Genomic DNA, 19,759 nt, shown 5'->3' on the forward strand with positions numbered 1-19,759 from the left:
GCTGCTCATTTCTGGCATGTTGCACGAACTCGCACCAACTCGGTGCGCACTATTGCGCATTTGTGCGCACGCTGGTTAGGGTCTGCGCAGTATGTCGTGCATCACTCCCGCTGCCGTGTGGTGGCCTCGCCCGAAGATGGAGATCTAGTGAAACGGATCAGTTGGGGAGCGTCATTGCTCCTGGTCGCCGGCATGACGACGAGCGTTGCCCAGGGAACTGCGGTCGCCGCAGGACCGGTGCTCACGGTAGGGGCGCCGTCGGTGGCCACCGCCGTCAGCCCGACGAAGATCAACGTGATGGGCCTGTGGGCGCATCCTGATGATGACGCCGGCGTCACCACGCCGTGCGGCGTCTGGCAGGACCTGTACGACGTCACCTGCGGGATCATCATGGAGACCCGCGGTGAGGGCGGCTCCAACTCCGTCGGTCCCGAGTCGGGCCCCGATCTGGGTCTGCGCCGGGAGAACGAGGACCGCACCTCGCACATCCGCTCCGGCACCGTCAACGTCTACAACGTCGACATGGTCGACTTCTTCTACAACACCAGCGCGCCGCTGACGGCGGAGGTGTGGCAGAAGGAGATCGGTCTGCGCCAGACGGTCCGGATCATCCGTGAGACCCAGCCCGACATCCTGCTCGCCTCGAGCCCCGTCGCTGCCGGCCACGGCAACCACCAGTACGCACAGGGCCGGATGGTCTGGGAGGCGTCCCGCGCGGCCGCCGACCCGGCCATGTACCCGGAGCAGCTGACCGGTCCGGACGCCGTCCACACCTGGCAGGTCAAGAAGATCATCGGCGGCGGAGCGGTCACCGGCACCGGTGGTGTCGCCGGCCCGAACTGCACCGTCGGCTTCACGCCTGCCGTCGCCAGTGCCCCTGGTGTCCTCCCGGTGGTCCCCGCCAACCCGTTCACCGTCGTCGGCACCTGGAACGGCTACGACTCCCCCTACAAGTGGCTCGAGGGCAATGTCCAGGGTCAGCCCGCCGGCAGCCCGAAGACCTGGGCGCAGGTCGGTCGCGAGGGCGGCCGGGCACACCCCACCCAGGCTCGCGTGATGGAGAAGGGCCTGCAGGCACCGTCCTGCAACCGCTACTCCGTCACCAAGTCGCTGGTGCCGATCCAGCCCAACTCGGCCGCGGCCGGTGGCCGGGACGACGCCATCTTCTTCGGCGCGACGATCCCCGATCCGGGCGGCATGCCGCTCGGCTCGATGTTCCATGTCGACACCCCGAACTACTTCGTCGCCCCGGGCGTCCCGTTCACCGCCACGGTGAGCATCCGCTCCGGCGAGGGCACCCTCGACACCGGTGATGTCGCCCTGCAGGTTCCCGACGGCTGGACAGTTCGGGGCGCAGGCCTCAGCGGCTCGGTCGGTACCGACGCCACCGTGACCCGCAGCTTCACCGTCACCCCGCCGGCGACCGCGGTCAACACCCTGGCGAAGATCTCGGCCACCTGGGACAACGGCCCGATCACTGCCTACAACGACACCCAGGTCAGCCTCGTCCAGCAGGTCGAGGGCCGCTTCCAGCGTGCGGGCAATCCCGCCGAGTACGACGTCTGGGCTGCCGACTACACCTGGCTGGGTGGCCGTTCCGCGGCTATCACGAAGATCGGTGCCGGTGAGACGATCACTGTTCCGGTCGTCGTCACCAACCGGTCGCAGACCGCGCAGACGGGCACCGTCACCATTGCCCCGCCCGCGGGAGTCACCGCCGACGCGCTGACCAAGCCGTTCACCGCCATCCCGGCCGGTGGCACGGTGACGGTCAACTTCGTCATCACGCACACCGTCAGGACGGCACTCGCCAGCGTCCAGAGCATGCCGATCACCACCACCGCCGGCGCTATCACCTCCTCGGAGACGGTGACGCTGAACGTGGTTCCGACCACGGTGATCCCGGAGCTGAGCGCAGCACCCGAGATGGACGGCACCGCTGATGCCGGCTACGGCCCCGCGCTGAGCACGGCCGGAGTCTGGGAAGGCGCTGCCTGCGCCAGCGCCACCGACTGCGGCGGCGCCAGCGTCGCGCAGCTCGGCTGGTTCGGTGACGACCTGTACGTCACTTCGGTCGTCGTCGACGACACCGCCAGTGCGGCAGCACCTCCGGAGCGTTGCTTCGGTCATTGGCTGGTCGACTCGGTGGAGATCCTGCTGGACCCGCGCGGTGATTCGGCGGACACGTCGACCACCTTCAAGTCCGGCATCTTCCCGTTCACGAACGACCCGTCGAACAGCAACGGCAACGGCGTCGACGGACCCTGCTGGTCCCGGGACGCCGACAACCACCAGGGCTTCTCGACCGGTCCGTTGGCCGCACAGGTCAAGGGCGGCTTGAACTCTCCCGGTCAGCAGGTCGCGGTGTCCGCTGTCCGCAACCCGGACGGCAGCTACTCAGGCGGTCAGTGGAAGGTGGAGGTCAAGATCCCGTTGGCCAACCTGCCCGCAGCAGTCGGCGAGACCAGCAAGGCACCCACCGGCGACGCAGCGACCAATGATGTCGATCCCGCGTTCATGGGACTGAACGTCACGCCGTACGACTCGGATCAGCTGAACTTCATCGGTGACACCCGGCTCGCGTGGTCCGCCATCGGTGGTCAGCAGTCGGAGCCGTACCGCTGGGGTCACGCGTACCTCGACGGGTACACCCCGCCGACCGGTCGCTCCACCACTCCGGCGGAGCCGATCATCCCGGACACCGCGCTCGAGAGCGTGCAGTCCCCGATGTCGGTGTTCCAGTCCGCCACCCGCGGCGTGACCCTCTCGGGCAAGCAGCCCAGCCGGGCGATGAGCGTCGGCGCCGTCAAGATCACCGACAGCGCAGTCACTCTCGACGTCGCCACCACCGAGGCCGGTACCGCTCGGGTGTTCCTGTGGAACGGCGATCCGAAGTTCGTCCCGGTCTGGACCACCAGCTGCACGGGCGACAAGTACGGCTTCGAGGCCTGCTCGCCGGCTGACGGTGCCGCACCCCCGTGGGGAACCAGCATGGGTGGGCGGCTGCTCGGCAAGCTCCAGGCTCCGGTGGCCGTCGGCTCCGGCACCCTGAGCCTGCCGATCGACGCCACGGTGCACGGCAAGCTCGCCGCGGACAGCCTGGTGCTGGTCTCGTTCGAGTCGGCGTCGGAAGGCGTCAACGCCTGGTCGTTCCCGGTCGTCCCGGACACCGTTGCTCCTGTCGTGCAGCAGCTCCCGCCGACGGCCACCAGGGTGGTCCCGGGAACGAAGCTGAAGTTCCGGGCAACCGATGACGTGGCGCTCGGCAAGATCGTGGTCAACGTCTTCAAGGACCGTGCCGGCATCTACCGGCCGGGCCAGACCGTCGCGAACGGCGAGACCACGGTGACCCACACGGTGGACACCACTGGCTACCCAGAGGGTCGTTACCTGGTGCGCTACAACGCGATCGACCTGGCCGGCAACACCTCGGGCACGAAGATCTTCCTCTTCGGCGTCAAGAAGACCAGCTCGTCGACGAAGCTCGTGACCTCGGCCGCGACCCAGTCGTACGGCACCAAGAACCCGGCGACCCTCACCGCAACGGTGAAGCTGGGGACCGGGGTCGCCGGAGTGGGTTCGGTCAAGTTCCGTGACGGCGGGACGATCATCGCGACCAAGGCCCTCTCGGGTGGTGTGGCGACGATGAAGCTGTCGGGAACCCTGTCGATGGGCAACCACAACTTCAGTGCGGAGTTCATCCCGAGCTCGTCGAGCACCACGGCCGGATCCTCCGGGACCACCAGGGTGATCGTCAGCAGGGCGGTTTCCAAGACGACCCTGAAGGCAGCCACCACGACGGTGAAGGCCGGTCGGAGTGTGCTGCTGACGGCGAGCGTCACGCTGAACACGCAGCAGACTGTCGCGGGTTCGGTGCACTTCACGCTCGACGGCAAGGTCGTTGCCACCGTGCGGGTTTCGGCGGGCACCGCGAGGTACACGCTGCCGGCGACGACGAAGGTGGGCACCCATCGGGTGATCGCCAAGTTCTACCCCAGCTCGCCGGCCACGACGGGCGGCTCCTCCAGCGCCCTGGTGACGGTGACCGTCACGAAGTAGCAGTCCGGCAGTAGCAGCAGCAACGGTGCCGGGGTCCTCAGGGCTCCGGCAACGTGCTGTCTCGGATCAAATCGCGCCGTTCCGGCGATCGAGCAAGCGACGAAGGAGCGCGACGAGATCCCGTCCACGCTCACGCCCTTGAAGGTGGTCGAGCAGCGAGGAACGAGCGTGTCGAGACCCGTCATGTCTCGACCAGGTACACCGGCAGAAAGAACTCCACCGGTCCTGTCGGATCCGGTCGACGTCGTTCGTAGTACCGGTGAGGCCGCCGCCGGGGCGACCACCTGCCGAGGAGTCACCATGAGCGCCACCTATACCTTCGACATCTTCTCCACGCTCGACGGCTACGCGAGTCACCGCGGCGACTGGGGCGGCTACTGGGGCAAGCAGGGCCCGGAGTTCCTGGAGCACCGCGCCGCCATCTATCGCGAGCCGCAGCGGGTCGTGCTCGGGGCCACCACCTATGCGGAGAACGCGACGTTCGCCGACCCGGAGTTCGACCGCAGTCAACTGGACGAGTGGATCCTGCGGATGTACGACGCTCCGGTCACGGTGCTGTCCGGCACGCTCACCGAGCCGCACGACTGGCAGAACACCACGATCGAGTCCGGTGATCCGGTGGAGCTGGTGACGCGGCTCAAGGCCGAGTCCGACGTGCCGCTGCGCTCGCACGGCAGCTTGACCCTCAATCGAGCCCTGCTGAATGCAGGTCTCATCGATGCCATCCAGGTGATGGTGTTCCCGGTGATCTCCGGCAGCACGGGGGTGTACCGGATCTTCGAGGGCGTCGAGGATTTCGACCTCGAACTGCTCGACGCCCAGACCTTCGACGGCAACACCCAGGTGCTCACCTACCGGCCGACCCGCCACGGTTGAGGCCCCTTCGGCAGTCGAGCAAGCGACGAATTCGCGCGACGCGATCCCACTTGCGCTCGCACGGCTTGTCTCCCGGGGCCCACCCCCATCTCCGCCGGTGATCTCGGCGCTCGTCCCTTGAGCCGAGTTGACGACGATCGAGCGGACGGAGTGAGTCGAGATCCCGTCTGGGACCCGCCGCCGACACCAACGCCGATGCCCCCACCCGACCCGGGACATCAGGTCGAACGGGGGCGTCGGCGCAGCAGAAGTCAGTACGTCAGAACAGGCTCAGACAGTTGCCGATACCGACGATGCTGCCGGCCTGCTTGGCCAGGCCCTTCCAGAAACCGTCGACGTCAGCGCGGTGCTTGGCCGACATCCTCTTGTGCTTCAGCTTGTCCCACAGGCCCTTCAGCGCCGCCTTGATGCCGCCGACCTTCTTCAGCAGCGCCTTGAGCTTCGCCGACTTGTTGACCACCTTCATGATCTTCGCGCCGATGTACGCAAGCTTCCCGGCGCTGCCGAAGATGAACGAACCGATCTCCAGGATGCACTTCGCCACGGTGAGCGGGTTGACCCACATCAACCGGATCGCCGAGATCTGGATCTGGGCCAACGAGGGGGCGACGGCCGCTGCGATCCGCGGGGCAGTGATCTCGGCTCGTGGCGTCGGCGCGAGCGCCTGCTCGATCTCCTGCAGATCCGTTGCGGTCAGCGCGATCCGCTCACCGCCGATCGACAGGACGACCATTTCGGCGGCCGCAGGAGCGGCAGCAGTATGGACGGGTGCTGCGGAGGCTGCACTCGTCGAGCCGACGATCATCCCGACCGCCATCACCACCACCAGGCCGAGGCTCTGGATCTTCTTGCGCATCATCTGAATCGCACTCCTTCTGCCGACCGGAAAGGACCTGGCCAATTCATACCGTCGGATCAGGGGCGCGGACTGGTCGCAGACGGAAAAATCAATTACTTCTCTCCGAGGCCACCGGCAGCGGCTCATCACGGCAGCGACGAGGTGCGTCGGGACCTCGGCCACTTCCCCACCGTGCTCCGGACTCGTCGGTGCAGATCTACACGTGACACGGGCGCCGGTCAGGTGCACAATTTCCGTGTGGGTCACGGGATGACTCGCAGGTTCCACGGAACACTGCCAATTTGTACCCTGTCTCCCGTGGCCCACACCCATGCCCGCCGGGGATCTCGGCCGTTCGGTGATCGAGCGACCGAGGAATGAGGGAGTCAAGACCCCGTCGATATCGACCGGGTTTCAAACGCGGCCCGTGCTGATGCGCTCGTCCCAGTCCGTCCGTCGCTCGTTCACGGAGCGACCAGGTCTGCTGCCGTTCGCCGAGCCGACCTGACCCAGGGGTCTCAGCGCGCATCCGTGCAGGTGAAAGCCGTTGTCGGTAGTCGCTGATGTTCTGTTCGGCTGCCCGATGGGTGGCTGTCGCACCGAATTCGGAGGCGGCACCGCAGGACGAAGGATCGAGAATGACGACAAACGCAACACCAGGCACGGCCGCCGCAGCCGGGGAGGCGCAGGGACACGAGCCGACGTCGAGCCACCGCGGTCTGGCCCGACCCGCTGTGGAGCTGATTCGAGTGCGCGCGCTCCTCGGCGAGCTGGGTCAACCGTGGACTCGGCTCTACGAAGAGCGCCTTTCGCGCTACCGGTGGCGACGCTACTGGCCGATCGCGGTGGGCCTGCTTGACGTGGTCGCTGTCATCGCTGTGGCTGTCGCTTTCGCTGGTTTCGTGCCCCGGATCGATGCCGCGGTGGTGGCAGTGATCGTCGTGACCGGCATGCACTTCGCAATCCTCGGGCTTACCAAGGCCACGCTGTCCATCGCCCTTGGCAACGGCCCGGTGATGGATGCGTTGGGAGCAGGTGCTCGTTGCCTCTCCGGCATCGAGCATCGCCTGATTGCAGAACATCGGAGCGGTGGCCCTGTGCTGCCGGTTGACCTGCAGATTCCGGTTCGTTCGTGCGCAAGGGCAGCCCAAAAGCTCTATTCGAGGCGGTCGGGTGGTCCGTGGACACCGCACCATGCGCCGGCGCTGGACGATCGGGCACTGCTTCCGGCGTATGCGCTGATGTCGGTGTACCTCCCGGAGTCCGCGACCACGCACGAGCGGCAGGTGCAGTTGATCTCCAGCTGGCGTGCGTATGTGACGGATGCCGTTGGGCTGATGGCCGTCGGGCGTGCGGATCTGCTGGTCGCGCTGCGGACCAAGATCTATGGCGCACTGCCTGATCGCAGTGGCGAAGCACTGCACGGGTCGCTGCAACCGGACAAGGACGAAGTGCGCTTCGTGTCTCCGCTCCGCGACCGCCATCGCTGGGACTTCGGCAAAGATTTCGTGCTGCCCGCGCTGTTGGCGGTCTTCACCGTCGTCGCGTTCTTTCGCGGTCTTGGTGCCTGAGTCGGCCGCCGACTGCTGAGGAGTCCGCCACGCAGGTTCGCAGCGACCTGATTGCTTCAAGACGCTTGGACCCGTGAGGATGGAACGGTGAGGGTCATCGCCAGATTCGCAGCGGTGCCGACGCTCGTTGCCGCGCTGTTGGTGTCGCCGGTGGCAGCCGCCGTCGTCTCAGCGGCGCCGACTGAGCCGCGAGTCGAGGTTTCCGTCGGCGCACGCTCCATCGCGGCCGCCCCGACGGTACGACCGCTCCCGAAGACCGGCCGGTTCGACTACCAACTCGGAGGCGCGTACCCGCCGCCTGCCGGGGTGACGATCATTGCCCGCGACGTGACCGATCGACCCGCTGCAGGCACCTACGGCATCTGCTACGTCAACGGCTTCCAGACCCAGCCGGGCCAGGCATCGGTGTGGCGGACCAAAAGACTGTCAGCATTGCTGAAGACCGCAACCGGCCGGCTGGCGACGGACCCCGACTGGCCGGACGAATTCGTGCTCGACCCGTCCACTCTGGGCAAGCGGCAGCACATTCTGGCCATGATCGGTCCGCAGATCCGCGAGTGTGCACGGCGCGGGTTCGCCGCCGTCGAGATCGACAACCTCGACACCTTCACCCGGTTCACCTCCCGCACCACTGGCCTGGTGACGAGGTCGGGAGCGATGGCATTGGCGCGCGAGTACGTGGCGATCGCTCACGGGGCCGGGCTTGTGATCGCGCAGAAGAACACCGTCGAGCTGGGATCGGCCGGCCGCCGCTCGATCGGCTTCGACTTCGCCGTGGTCGAGGAGTGCTTCGTCTACCGGGAGTGCGGCTCCTTCATCTCGGTCTACGGGGCGCGTGTGCTGGAGATCGAGTACTCGGATTCTTTGAGCCGCAGCAGCTTCGCGCAGGTGTGTGGGTCCCGGGACCGGGCGACCAGAACCATCCTGCGGGACCGCGACCTGCGCGCCGCGGGGCGTCCGGGTCACCTGTACCGCTCCTGCTGATCCCGCCAGCCGGTGCGCCACCGTGGCCCTCGCCTCAGGTCTCGGATGCCGCTTCCCGAGCCTGGCGCCAGAGCTCACTGAGCTCGTCGGCGACGCCGGGTGCGGCCAGCAGCACGCCGCCCCCGGCCGGCCAGGTGGTGTCCTGCCCCGACTCGTCGAGACAACGGGCCCCGGCTTCGAGTCCGATGAGGATCGCCGCCTGGTTGTCGATGGGGGAGAACCGCCCGATGATGGCACCCGCGGCGCGGCCGGCGCCGACCTGGGCCAACGTCAGGGCCGACGAGCCCATGATCCTGGCCGTGCACGAGCGGTCCGCCAGCAACCCGATCATCGCGCTGGTGCCGGGCCACGGCCGATGGCTCAGCAGCTCGGTGGTGAACACCGTCCCGGCGAGCGAGGTGGTGCTCGAGGCGCGCAGTGGCTCCCACTCCTGGGTGGGTCGGAAGTGTTCGTCCAGGGCGATCCGCCAGGCGCCGCCCCCGCGCTGTCCGACCAACACCTCGCGTCGGGTCGGATGCGCGATCACTCCCCACGCAGGCCCAGTGGAATCCCTGGCGCACAACGAGAACGAGCTCCACCCGAGATCGTGGGCGAAGTTGGTGGTGCCGTCAACGGGGTCGCAGTACCAACTGATCGACGCGTCGTCAGCGCCGGTCGCGCCGAACTCCTCGCCGACGAACCGGTGCTCGGGGAAACGCGCGGCGACGGCTGCCCGCACGGTCTGCTCGATGGACGTGTCGAGTTCGGTGACGAGATCGGCGGCATGCGCCTTGGTGGTGATCGTCTGCGCCCGGTGGGTGGCGATCTGCCGAGCCGCGTCGCACGCCAACTCCAGCGCCAGAGCGGTCTGCTCGTCCGGCGGCGGTGTCACCGGATCAGCCCCACGGCAGGTGCCGCGTCGGATGTTGCACCGGCGATCACCGAGAGCAGCAGCGCGATCTGGTTGGAGATCACCGCATCGGCGCCGAGGTCCAATACCGCGCGCATGGCATCTTCGTCATCGACCGTCCACACCGAGACCAACATTCCCCGCGCGTGCATGCGCTCCAGCATCTCAGGGGTCAGCAGCAGGAAGTACGGGTTGAAGTACTCCGGCCGGAGCCAGCCGAGCAAGTCCTCCGTCGGCTCCGCGCGTTCGGCCCAGCTCAGCGCGATCCGGGCACCGGGGGCATGGGAGCGCAGCGGCACGCAGTGGCCGGCGAACAGCATCCGGTCCAGCTCGCCGGCCTTCGCCAACACGTCATGGGCGACAGGTCCGGCCTGCGCCTCCGGCAGGTCCACCATCAACTGCCCGTCGTAGCGCACGGCCAGCTCAGCGGCCTCGGCCAGGTCGGGTAGGCGTTGGCCGGCGGGGTCGACCAGCGTGCGCACCTCATGACGGGTGAGCGAGGCGAAAGTCTCCGGCCGGTTCCACAGTCGGGTGAGGTCAGCGTCGTGCAGCAGCATCGGAGCGCCGTCACTCGTCAGCCGCACGTCGATCTCGACCATCGGAGCGCCGGCACGGAACGCTGCTTCGATACCGACGAGGGTGTTCTCGGGGTGCCCGATCGGATCGCCGCGATGGGCGACGGCCAGCACGTCGCCGCTCATCAGACGGTCCCGGACACGGTGTCCTGCAACAGATCACCCTGGTAGACCAGTGCCCGTGCCGCACGGATCCCCACCACCGATTCCGGTTCCGGATCGCTGTCGGTGAAGCAGCGCAGCGTGGTGCCGTGCGACTGCAGCACCACCTCGCGGTAGTGGCCACGGGGGATCACCCGCAGTACCACCGCGCGGGCGGAGTGGGGCGCGTCAGCCGCGGTGATCTCCAGATCTTCCGGGCGCAGCCGGACGGTGTCGCCCTTGGTACCCAGCGGCGGGCTGGGCAGCAGGGTGCCGTCCTCGAGCGGTATGCCGCCGTCACCGGGACCGGTCGGCAGGGTGTTCATGCTGCCGACGAACCCGGCCACGAAGCTGGTGCGCGGCAGGCGGTACAGATCGGCGGGGGCGTCGAGTTGCTCGATCCGGCCGCCGCTCATCACGGCCACCCGATCGGCGATCGACAGCGCCTCCTCCTGGTCGTGGGTGACGAACACCGTGGTGATCGAGAGTCGTTGCTGTATCTCCCGGATGGTGTCGCGGACCTGCACCCGGAGCTGGGCGTCAAGGTTGGACAGCGGCTCGTCCATCAGCAGGACCTCGGGCTCCAGCACCAGCGCACGGGCCAGCGCCACCCGCTGCTGCTCGCCGCCGGAGATCCGGGCCGGCATGGAGTCGCGGTGGTGTTCCAGGCCCAGCAGATCCAGCGCCCAGCCGACCTTCTCCTTGATCTGCGCGGCCGGCAGCTTGCGGACCTTCAGTCCGAAGGCGATGTTCTTGGCGACCGACATGTGCGGCCACAGCGCATAGTTCTGGAACACCATGGCGGTCGGCCGGTGCTCGGGCTTCGCGTGGGTGACGTCCTTGCCGCCGATGGTGATCGAGCCGGCGTCCGGCTCGAGGAAGCCGCCGATCATCCGCAGGGTGGTGGTCTTGCCACAGCCGGAGGGCCCGAGCAGGCAGACCAGCTCGCCGCGGTCCACCCGGAGGTCGAGTTCCTCCACGATGGTGCGACCGCCGAGCACCTTGGAGATGCCGGACAGGGTGAGGCCGTCGGTCATTTGAGTTGGAATCCTTCCGCCAGGTGCCCGCCGAGAATATGCTTGCGCACCAACAGCAGCAACGCGATGCTCGGCACCGTCAGCACGATCGCGAAGACGGCAGCGGCCTGTGCCGGGTAGTTGTCGACGAGGGTGTACATCACGGTGGGCATCGTCCCGGCATCGCTGCCGCCCACCAGGTAGGTGCCCTGCGCCTCGTCGAAGCAGGCCAGGAACGACAGGATCACCGCGACCGCGATGCCGGGAACGGCCCGCGGCAGGGTGATCGCCCGGAACGTCCGCCAGGCACCGGCGCCGGCATCCCGGGCGGCTTCGAGCAGGCTCGGTGGCACGGACGCGAAGGCCGCTGCGGGGATCCACACCATGGTGACGACGGTCCCGAGCAGCTGCACGATGATGATCCCGGTCTGGGTCTCCATCAGGTTCAGCGCGTACAGCAGGGTGGCCAGTGAGGTGAACAGACCCATCCGGGGAAAAGCGTTGGTGGCGAACAGTCCGAGCAGCACGACGCGGCGTCCCGGGAAGTTGCGGCGGCCGATCGCGTAGGCCGCCGGCAGACAGACCAGTGCGGACAGCACCGTCGCGAGCACGGCGTACTTGAGGCTCAGCCAGAATGCCCGGCCGAGTCCGGGTTGGGTGAACACCTTGCTCCACCACGACAGCGTCCACTTCTGCGGCAGCAACGACGGGGCCCGCCAGTTGTCGGAGAACGCCGACAACGCCAGCCACACCAGCGGTCCGAGGACGAACATGACCAGCACGGCCGAGGCGATCACCCCGAGCGCGCCGAACAGCACCCGTCGCGTTCGTTCTCCGCTGGTGAGCATCCGCCGGGACGGGCTGATGGCGATGCGCGCCAACGGTTTCTGCTCGGGTTCCGCCGCGACCTGATCGGTCAGCACGGTCGGATTCAGCGCTGTCACGACCCCACCACCGAGGACGATCTGGCCTGCCGGGCGTTGGCCCAGACGTACGCCCAGCCGATCAGGATCGCCAGTGCGAACACCACGACGGCCATGGCCTGGGCGTCCTGGGGCAGCAGGTAGGCGGTGTAATTGGTCTGCATGTCCACGCCGAGCATGGTGGGGGAGGCCGGGCCGATCATGAACGGCACCGTGAACGAACCGAGCACCCCCACGCCGGTGAAGGTGGCCACGATGACCGTCGGCACGGTCGCCATCGGCAGCATCACCGACCACACGGTCCGACTCATCGAGGCCCCGGCGTCCCGGGCGGCGTGGATCAACGCGTCCGGGACGGAGGCGACCCCGGAGGAGATCAGCAGCACGGCGAACGGCAGCGAGACCCAGATCTGGCCGACGATGATGCCGGAGGTGTGGTAGCTCAGCGGCGACAGGTCCAGGCCGAGCAGTTGGCCGGCGCTGCCCCAGAACCCGGTGGCCAGGTAGAAGTTCCGGATCGCGTACGCGCCGATCACCACGGGGATGAACAGCGGCACGATGGCGATGCCGGTGAGGATCTGACCCCACCGGCTGCCGGACAGCCTGGCGTACAGGGCGATCGCCCAGGCCACCACGGTGACGACCGCGACCGTGACGACGGTGACGGTGATCGTCACCCACAGATCGCGCACGAAGGCCGGGTCGGCGAAGATCTTCCCGAACACGTCGAACGTCGGTGAGCCGCCGTTCTGCAGCACCGACAACGACAGTGTGGTGGCCATGCTGTTGGCGCCGCCGGTGTAGCCGAGGGAGAACAGGATCCCGGAGACGACCGGAATGCCGATGAACACCACCATCACCAGCACCGGTGGCGAGACCATCAGCCAGCCGAGGCCCACCCGACGCAGGCGGCGGCCCCAGGCACTGTCCCGGGCGCGCAGCGGTGTGTCCGGTGCGTCCGGGACCGGTTCTGGCGACGTCTTCGGCGACGTCATCATGTCGACCACGATCAGCCGCTGACCGTTGCGGCCCACTGCTTCTGCAGGTCTGCGTTGGTCTTGGACTCGAACTCCGGGCGCAGGTCCTGGGTGTCGATCCCGGCGAAGGCGCCCTGCGCGTCACTGGGCAGCGCATCGATGGGGATGGCCGGGAACCCGGCGATCGTCGTCACGATGGTGGCCTGCTGCTCCGGCTGCAGCAGCCAGTTCACGAACGCCGCAGCCGCGGCCTTGTGCTTGCTGCCCTTGATGATCGTCAGGAACGTGGATCCGCCGGTGAACGACGGCTCGGAGATCTGCACGACCTTGTACTGGGCGCCCAGCGTGCCGCCCTTCTGGGCCGACAGGAACTGGTCCGACCAGACGGGGGCCATCTCGATCTCACCCTTGCCCAGCAGGTCGAGCACGGCCTGGTTCCCCTGCGGATAGGTCTGCTGGTACATCGAAGGAGTGAGCTCCTTGAGGGCTGCCAGGCCCGGCGCGAAGTTCGCATCCAGCGCGGCGTCGTAGGAGGTCTGCATCTTGGTCAGTGCGTCGGCCGGGATTCCGGCCGCGACCACGGTCTGGACGAAGCTGCTCCCGGAACCGCCGGTCGCCGGGCTGTTGTAGGTGAACTTGCCGGGGTTGGCCTTGATCCACGCGACCAGCGCATCCAGCGTGGTGGGCGGTGCGGTGATCTTGGTGGAGTCGTAGGCCAGCAGCACGGCCGAGCCGCGGAACGGGACGGCGGAGTTCTGCTGGGCGGCCAGCTGATCCGCGCTGACGTTCACCAGGCTCGGCACGTCAGTGGCGGTGACCGGCTCGGCGATGCCCGCCTGGACGGCGGCCTGCGAGAAGTTGTCGGTGAGGTCGACCGAGGGCTCCTTGCCGGCCTTGAGGGCGGCGCCGACCTTGGCCACGTCGAGGTTGGCATTGGCGCTGTGGGTGTCGAAGGTGAAGTTGATGGTGACGCTGGGGCAGGCCGTCTTCCATGCGGGGAGCAGCGTCTTCTGCCACAGGTCCTGGATGTTCACGTCGCCGCCGGAGGCGAAGGTGAAGGTGTCCGCGTCGGTGGGGCAGGTGAATGCCGCCTTGGTGTACTTGCCGGCGGCCGAGCTCGCCGGGGCCGACGAGTTCGTCGCGTCCCCGCTGGAGGCAGAGGTCGACGAGTCGCCGCTGGTGGCCGGCGCCGCCGCTGCAGTCGACGGCGCGGCAGCGGGGGTGTTCGACCCGCCGGCAATGTCGGTGGAGCCACCGCACGCGGCGAGCAGCACGGTGAGTGCGACAGCACCCGGGACCACGATCTTGACTGCACGCACGGCGACCTCCATTGGTGTGCCCGGGCAAGTTGCTGGGGCAGATCATCGTCGATCTCCCCGGTGGCTGCCAGTCGAGGCCCGGGTGTCCTGCGGGTGAATGGCTCCCCAATGGGTGATCCGCGCGCACTGTCTGTGATCGAGTGAGCGACTTCCCGCTGATCGAGCCAGCTACTTCCCCGTTGATCGAGCAAGCGACGAAGGAGCGCGTCGAGACCCATGCGATCGACCCGCCCCGTCGTTCAGCACACGACTCTGAGATGGTCGAGCAAGCGACGAAGGAGCGCGTCGAGACCCCATCCCGCAACAGATCGCCGCTCACACTGGTGCCCCCGCCCGACCCGACAGGAGGTCGAACGGGGGCACCGGTACGTGGCGAGTCAGAACAGGCTCACGCAGTTGTCGATCCCGGCGATGCTGCCGGCCTGTTGGCGAGGTCTTTCCAGAATCTGTCGCCGGCCGCGCGGCTACGCCGTCGAACCTCAGTCGCCCGCTGGGCCGGCGAGGACGGCCTCCACTCGACACAGCAACTTCAGATGCGAGGGTGCATCGAGATTGACCAGCTCGGCGATGACCGACAGTGAACGTGCTCGGCCACGAAGCTCATGGAGATCCTCGAGCAGCCATTCCGGTACGTAGCCGACGGGACGGCCATCGACAACGGCAACGAGCATCGCGCGGTCGTTGTAGGCATTGGCCGGATCCGGACGAAGCTCCAGGCGCTGCCCGAGAGCGACGCCGGCGAGAGCTTCTTCGGCCCCGGGCAGGTAGCGGATCCCCGATGCGAAGAATCGACTGACAAGTGGTCCACCCGGTATCTGGCGGAGGTCGTCAACTACATGAAAGGTGTCGGTCGCCCGGGAACCACCAGTTCGTAGTAGCACCTCGACAGGGGTGTCGAGGGCTTCGTCCAGCCCGATCCAGCGCAGGTACTCCCGATATGAGTCCCGGTGCCGGGACATCACTCGGTTCCGGAAGAAGGAAGGGAGGCGGCCGGGCCCGTAGAGACGTTCGAGATCGGGGAACTGCGCGAGCGGTCGGAAGGCGCCGTCGTCTCGTGCCCCGTCGAGGTACCGAAAAGTGAACATCCCGTCGGCCAGCTCCACGAGTTCACCGACGCGACGGAACACTCGAGTGTCAGGATTCTGCCAGATCAGCAGCAAGGTCCGGGGATGGCCGGTCTCAGCAGCGACGCCAACGGCAGAGACTTCAGCGGACATCGAGCAACCTCCTCCGGTTCACGGTCAACAGCCTGTGGCAGAACATAGCGCTCGTCTCCGACAGTACGTCGGCGGACACCTGACGGATCTCGTCCCGGACCTGGTCCTGGTCCACGTCGGCGAGCGCATCGAGCCAGTGCCGCTCGGCATCGGGATGCGCCATCCGGAGCGCACCATGTGCGACCTCCACCAGCGAAGGTCGTCCGGCGAAGTGATGACTCCGTCCACGCTCGGCCCAGCGCCGTAGCGCCTCTGGATCAGCGCTGAGCGCCGCGTGCCGGGCCGGGGATTCCTGAAACCCCAGCCCGTTGCCGTGATCGAACGACGGAGCCAGTCGTAGCGATCCATCGGGGGCCTCGATGGCCCCCCAGTTCTCGTGGTGTCTGTCCCGGCCGGCAACCCAGGCGTCAAGGAGGACATAGGACGCCCAGACGTCGAACGCACTGAACGATGTCGGCCGTGCCACGAATGACAGTCCCGGCATGCCGTCGAGGGCCCCGTGTACCGCACTCAGCGTGTAGCGAGGATTCGACCGCGAAACTGATTCGTCGTAGGTGCCGTCCCCGCGAGCGAGCAGCTCGTTCCCGGCCACCAGCCGCTCGTCGCGCTCGACCATGGACAGGGACAACACCCCGTGGTGACCGGAGAGTCGGGCCGGCCTGACCTGAGCGGCGGGAACCCCGAGCATGCCGGCAAGCCTCCAGGTGATCCACTCAGCCCAGTCCTCGCCGCGTACCACCTCGTTCTTGACCCGGCAGGATTTGAACAGCCATCGCTGACCGTCCGGATCCTCCAGCCAGCGCTTGTCCTTGGTGCCCATCGGCTCGTCGTCCACGACCGTCCAGTCGGTGACGTCCACCGATTCCCATGAAGACATGCGATCAGTGTCCGGCACCGCACCGACAGCAAGTCGAGCGCGCGCACCCGGCAGCCCACGACTCAGTCCAGCAACGCCCGCAGGTCGTCCACACCCATTGCGGTGCTGACGAAGTCGGACTCGTCCACCACTCGGCGGAACAGGTCGCGTTTGGTCTCCTGCAGCTCCAGCACTTTCTGCTCGATGGTGTCCGCGGAGATCAGGCGGTACACCATGACGGGCTTGTCCTGGCCGATGCGGTGGGTGCGGTCGATGGCCTGCGCCTCGGCAGCCGGGTTCCACCACGGGTCCAGGATGAAGACGTAGTCCGCAGCAGTCAGGTTCAGACCGAAACCGCCCGCCTTGAGACTGATCAGGAACGCCGGCGCGTCACCGTCGACGAACTCGGCGATCCGCTGCTGACGGTTGCGGGTCCGCCCGTCGAGGTAGCTGTAGCGGATCCCCTCGGCGTCCAGTCGTGTTCGCGCCAACTTCAGGTAGTCGGTGAACTGACTGAACACCAGGGCGCGGTGACCCTCGGCGGCCAGCTCGACGAGGTGCTCGACCAGCAGCTCGATCTTCGCCGACGGGATCCCAGGTGGGCTGCCCTCGACCAGGTCGGTCGAGAGTGCGAGGCGGCGCAGTCGGGTGAGGGCCGCGAGCATCTGGATGCGGCCGGCGCCGGAGGTCTCGTCGGCCTCGAGCAGACCCAGAACGAGCTGCCGTTCCCGCTGCAGACGTGTCTGGTAGGCGCGCTGGTGCTGGGGCGCGAGCTCGACGGTGAGTACCTGCTCCTGCTTCGCCGGGAGGTCGAGCGCCACCCGATCCTTGGTACGGCGCAGCATGAACGGACGAATACGACCGCGCAGCACTGCCAGCAGCTCAGGATCCCGGCCACTCTCGATCGGCAGCGCGTAATCGGTTCGGAACCGCTCCGGATCGGGAAACATCCCCGGTGCGACGAGGGAGAGCATCGACCACAGGTCCATCATCGAGTTCTCCAGCGGTGTGCCGGTCATGGCGATCGTCGTGCTCGCGTTCAACCGCCGGACTGCCTGGTAGGCCTTGGACTGCCGGTTCTTCACCTGCTGAGCTTCGTCCAGGATCACCAGATCCCAGTCCAGGGAACGATAGTCGGCGTCCTCGAGGCGCAGCAGAGCGTACGACGTGATCACCACGTCCGACGCGGCATGCAGGTCGGCCAGCGGCTCGGCCCGGCGGGCACCGGTGGCGGTCACCGCGGTCACCCGCAGGCCTGGAGCGAACTTGCCGGCCTCCACCACCCAGTTGCCGACCACCGACGTCGGCGCCACCACCAGGACCTTGGCCACCGGGCGGGTCTCCCGCAGATGCAGCATCAGCGCGAGCCCCTGCACGGTTTTTCCCAGGCCCATGTCGTCGGCCAGGACACCACCGAGCCCGAGGTCGACCAGCCGGCACAGCCAGCCGAAGCCGTCCTGCTGGTACGGGCGCAACTCTGCCTGCAGCGCAACGGGTACGGGTACGGGCTCCGCCGGCACGTGCTGCAGCTTCGTCACGAGCTCGCGCCAACGCTGCGACTGCTCGGTGACGACGCCGAGTGTCACCAGTTCCTCCCACAGCCCCGCCTGCAGCACGCTCAGCCGCGGTTTCCCGGTCTGGGGATCCAGCATCAGCCTTGCCTGCTCGATCAGGTGGGCCAGACGATGGAACTCCGGCCGATCCAGATCGACGATCAGGCCGTCGTCCAGGATCAGCGGCTCTCCGATCGCCAGTGCCTGGAACACCTTGGCGAAGGGAATCTCGATGCCCTCCAACGTGATCCGTACAGCGAGGTCGAACCAGTCACGGGTGTCGCTGTCGCTGACTCCCAGCTCGATCACCGGCGCGTCCACGGCTTCCCGGTAGTCGGGGACCATGTCGTCCACCTCGACCTCGACCCCGGCGGCGCGCAGAGCGGGAACTGTCACCGCGACGACGTCGACCAGCGCCCGACCGGACACCGCCGAACCCGAGATCGGGTCGGAGGGGTCCGTGGGGACGTCGAGGCCTGGGAGTCCCGTGGGCAGGTTCTGAACGGCCTCCTGCTCGAGCGTGGGGTTGCGGAACGGCTCGCCGGACGGCCTGGAAGCGTTCGCGCTCAGCCGACGATCGCCGATCGGGTAGTCGAAGAACCACTCCAGGACAGCCCGGTGCGGTCCGATCAGCTTGACGTGCAACCGCAGGCGGGGCGGTTCGGGCTCGAGCAGCTCGACGGAGTCGTCGGAGGAGATGACGTCGATCTCCTCCCGCAGGGTCGGCAGGTAGCCGGTCAGGAACCACGGCAGTTCGTCGGCCGGAATCACCGCCGGCGCACTGATCAACCGGAAGAACGCCTCCGGCGGGTCGGAAGCGAAGCGCCACAGGGTGAGTCGACCGTCGGGTGCATCCTCGGGAAGTTGCGCGAGGCCGAGCGGAATCGCGCTCCCGACGACGACTACCGGTCCGTCGGGCATGGTCACCGGACCGGCGAACTCGCCACTGAGCTGCACGTCGGCACCCGCTCGGCGCAGGTCGAGGAAGGTCCGCAGCGGTTCCTTGATCAGCCGGACCGCTGTCGACGTCGGGCCGGTGCCGCTGACGAGGCTGACGCCTGCTCGGGTGAGTCGGTTGAGATACCGCCAGATCCCGGGACCGACGGCGTCCAGGTAAACCGGCTGTGCGCCGTAGCCGTAACCGTAGTAGTTGTCCGGGTTTGCCGCCGCCTGCAGTTCGGTCAGCACCGGGGCAGCAGGGTGACGGTCGAAGGATCGGCCGTAGCCCGGGGAGAACTGGCTCCAGGAGATCGCGCTTTTGGACCAGGTGCCGGACTTGGTGCGGCCGTGCACGGTCAACTTGAGCCGCCGCCGACCGTCACGATCGGAGGCAACTTCGAAGCGCAGCGCCAGCGGGTCCGGTAGGCCGGGCTGCGTTCTGCCGCGGCCGCCTGAGGCGGTGGCGCTGCTCGGTCCACCGAGGGTCCGCTCCCAGTCCGCCTTCCGGGGGGTGTGCGTCTGCCGGGCGCTCCGGATCAGACTGATTGCCACGGCGGCAACGTGCTTGCAGTCCATCTCCATCGGACAGGAGCACCAGCTGGTGAATCCGCTCCCGAGGGGCAGCAGCACCACCTCGTACGGCCGCCGCGCCGATCCCCGCACGACGCCGCTGACGGTGCCGTCCTCCTCTTCGACCACGTACTCCACCCGACCCTGGGCGAAGTAGACCTGCCCGCGCTCGAAGGTGGCGGTCCCCACGATCGTCCGGATCAGTTGGTCGGTGAGCTCAGGGAAGGGCACGTGCGTCAGGGTAGCGAGGGGTAGGCGGTGATCGATTCCCAGGCGGCGGTGCGGATGTCGAGATAGGCCGGCCGAAGATCGCGAACGCCCCGGCCGCCAGCGTCGACCAGCGTCGATCAGCACAGCGCAGCGGTTCACCTCCCCGGATCGGTGCACCCGGACGGGCATCGTGGACCGGCCGGCTGTCGGGGAGTCGTGATGAACTGATTGAGACTGACCGGAGAC

14 protein-coding genes are annotated in these 19,759 nt (G+C 67.7%); 4 read left to right on the forward strand and 10 right to left on the reverse strand.

Annotated elements, in window-relative coordinates:
* Positions 1-147 precede the first annotated feature (147 nt).
* A complete protein-coding gene (locus ABLG96_RS00880; protein ID WP_353649551.1) occupies positions 148-4,059 on the forward strand; it encodes an Ig-like domain repeat protein in 3,912 nt (1,303 codons plus the stop codon).
* Positions 4,060-4,359: 300 nt separating this feature from the next.
* On the forward strand, positions 4,360-4,935 hold the full coding sequence (locus ABLG96_RS00885) for a dihydrofolate reductase family protein (RefSeq protein WP_353649552.1): 576 nt from the start codon (positions 4,360-4,362) through the stop codon (positions 4,933-4,935).
* A 259-nt stretch (positions 4,936-5,194) separates the two neighbouring features.
* Here ABLG96_RS00885 and ABLG96_RS00890 read toward each other — a convergent pair whose 3' ends face one another.
* Positions 5,195-5,794 carry a hypothetical protein gene (locus ABLG96_RS00890; protein WP_353649553.1) on the reverse strand — a complete coding sequence of 200 codons (600 nt, stop codon included), beginning with the start codon at positions 5,792-5,794 and terminating at the stop codon, positions 5,195-5,197.
* 617 nt (positions 5,795-6,411) lie between these two features.
* Here ABLG96_RS00890 and ABLG96_RS00895 point away from each other — a divergent pair.
* Together ABLG96_RS00895 and ABLG96_RS00900 are read left to right on the forward strand one after the other, a co-directional pair.
* On the forward strand, positions 6,412-7,344 hold the full coding sequence (locus ABLG96_RS00895; RefSeq protein WP_353649554.1) for a hypothetical protein: 933 nt from the start codon (positions 6,412-6,414) through the stop codon (positions 7,342-7,344).
* An 87-nt stretch (positions 7,345-7,431) separates the two neighbouring features.
* Positions 7,432-8,328 (forward strand): endo alpha-1,4 polygalactosaminidase, encoded by an 897-nt coding sequence (locus tag ABLG96_RS00900; RefSeq protein ID WP_353649555.1) that lies wholly within the window; start codon positions 7,432-7,434, stop codon positions 8,326-8,328.
* Between the two features lie 34 nt (positions 8,329-8,362).
* On the opposite strand, the gene ABLG96_RS00905 is transcribed toward ABLG96_RS00900, so the two are convergent.
* From ABLG96_RS00905 to ABLG96_RS00945, 9 genes are all read right to left on the reverse strand, one after another.
* A complete protein-coding gene (locus ABLG96_RS00905) occupies positions 8,363-9,199 on the reverse strand; it encodes an inositol monophosphatase (RefSeq protein ID WP_353649556.1) in 837 nt (278 codons plus the stop codon).
* On the reverse strand, positions 9,196-9,918 hold the full coding sequence (locus tag ABLG96_RS00910; protein ID WP_353649557.1) for a glycerophosphodiester phosphodiesterase: 723 nt from the start codon (positions 9,916-9,918) through the stop codon (positions 9,196-9,198). The genes ABLG96_RS00905 and ABLG96_RS00910 overlap by 4 nt, the downstream gene beginning before the upstream one ends.
* Complete coding sequence (locus ABLG96_RS00915; RefSeq protein ID WP_353649558.1) at positions 9,918-10,970, reverse strand: ABC transporter ATP-binding protein; 1,053 nt, start codon at positions 10,968-10,970, stop codon at positions 9,918-9,920. Before ABLG96_RS00915 ends, ABLG96_RS00910 begins: the two co-directional genes overlap by 1 nt.
* A complete protein-coding gene (locus tag ABLG96_RS00920; protein ID WP_353649559.1) occupies positions 10,967-11,893 on the reverse strand; it encodes a carbohydrate ABC transporter permease in 927 nt (308 codons plus the stop codon). The genes ABLG96_RS00915 and ABLG96_RS00920 overlap by 4 nt, the downstream gene beginning before the upstream one ends.
* Positions 11,890-12,870 carry an ABC transporter permease subunit gene (locus tag ABLG96_RS00925; RefSeq protein ID WP_353649560.1) on the reverse strand — a complete coding sequence of 327 codons (981 nt, stop codon included), beginning with the start codon at positions 12,868-12,870 and terminating at the stop codon, positions 11,890-11,892. The genes ABLG96_RS00920 and ABLG96_RS00925 overlap by 4 nt, the downstream gene beginning before the upstream one ends.
* Before the next feature lie 11 nt (positions 12,871-12,881).
* Positions 12,882-14,168, reverse strand: coding sequence for an extracellular solute-binding protein (locus ABLG96_RS00930; protein ID WP_353649561.1), 1,287 nt, complete (start codon positions 14,166-14,168; stop codon positions 12,882-12,884).
* 479 nt (positions 14,169-14,647) lie between these two features.
* Complete coding sequence (locus ABLG96_RS00935; protein WP_353649562.1) at positions 14,648-15,385, reverse strand: HIRAN domain-containing protein; 738 nt, start codon at positions 15,383-15,385, stop codon at positions 14,648-14,650.
* On the reverse strand, positions 15,375-16,262 hold the full coding sequence (locus ABLG96_RS00940) for a hypothetical protein (protein ID WP_353649563.1): 888 nt from the start codon (positions 16,260-16,262) through the stop codon (positions 15,375-15,377). The genes ABLG96_RS00935 and ABLG96_RS00940 overlap by 11 nt, the downstream gene beginning before the upstream one ends.
* Positions 16,263-16,324: 62 nt before the next feature.
* Positions 16,325-19,657, reverse strand: a complete 3,333-nt coding sequence (locus ABLG96_RS00945; RefSeq protein WP_353649564.1) for a DEAD/DEAH box helicase — start codon at positions 19,655-19,657, stop codon at positions 16,325-16,327.
* Positions 19,658-19,759: the final 102 nt, after the last annotated feature.

The sequence above is a fragment of the Nakamurella sp. A5-74 genome (assembly GCF_040438885.1).
GTDB lineage: Bacteria > Actinomycetota > Actinomycetes > Mycobacteriales > Nakamurellaceae > Nakamurella.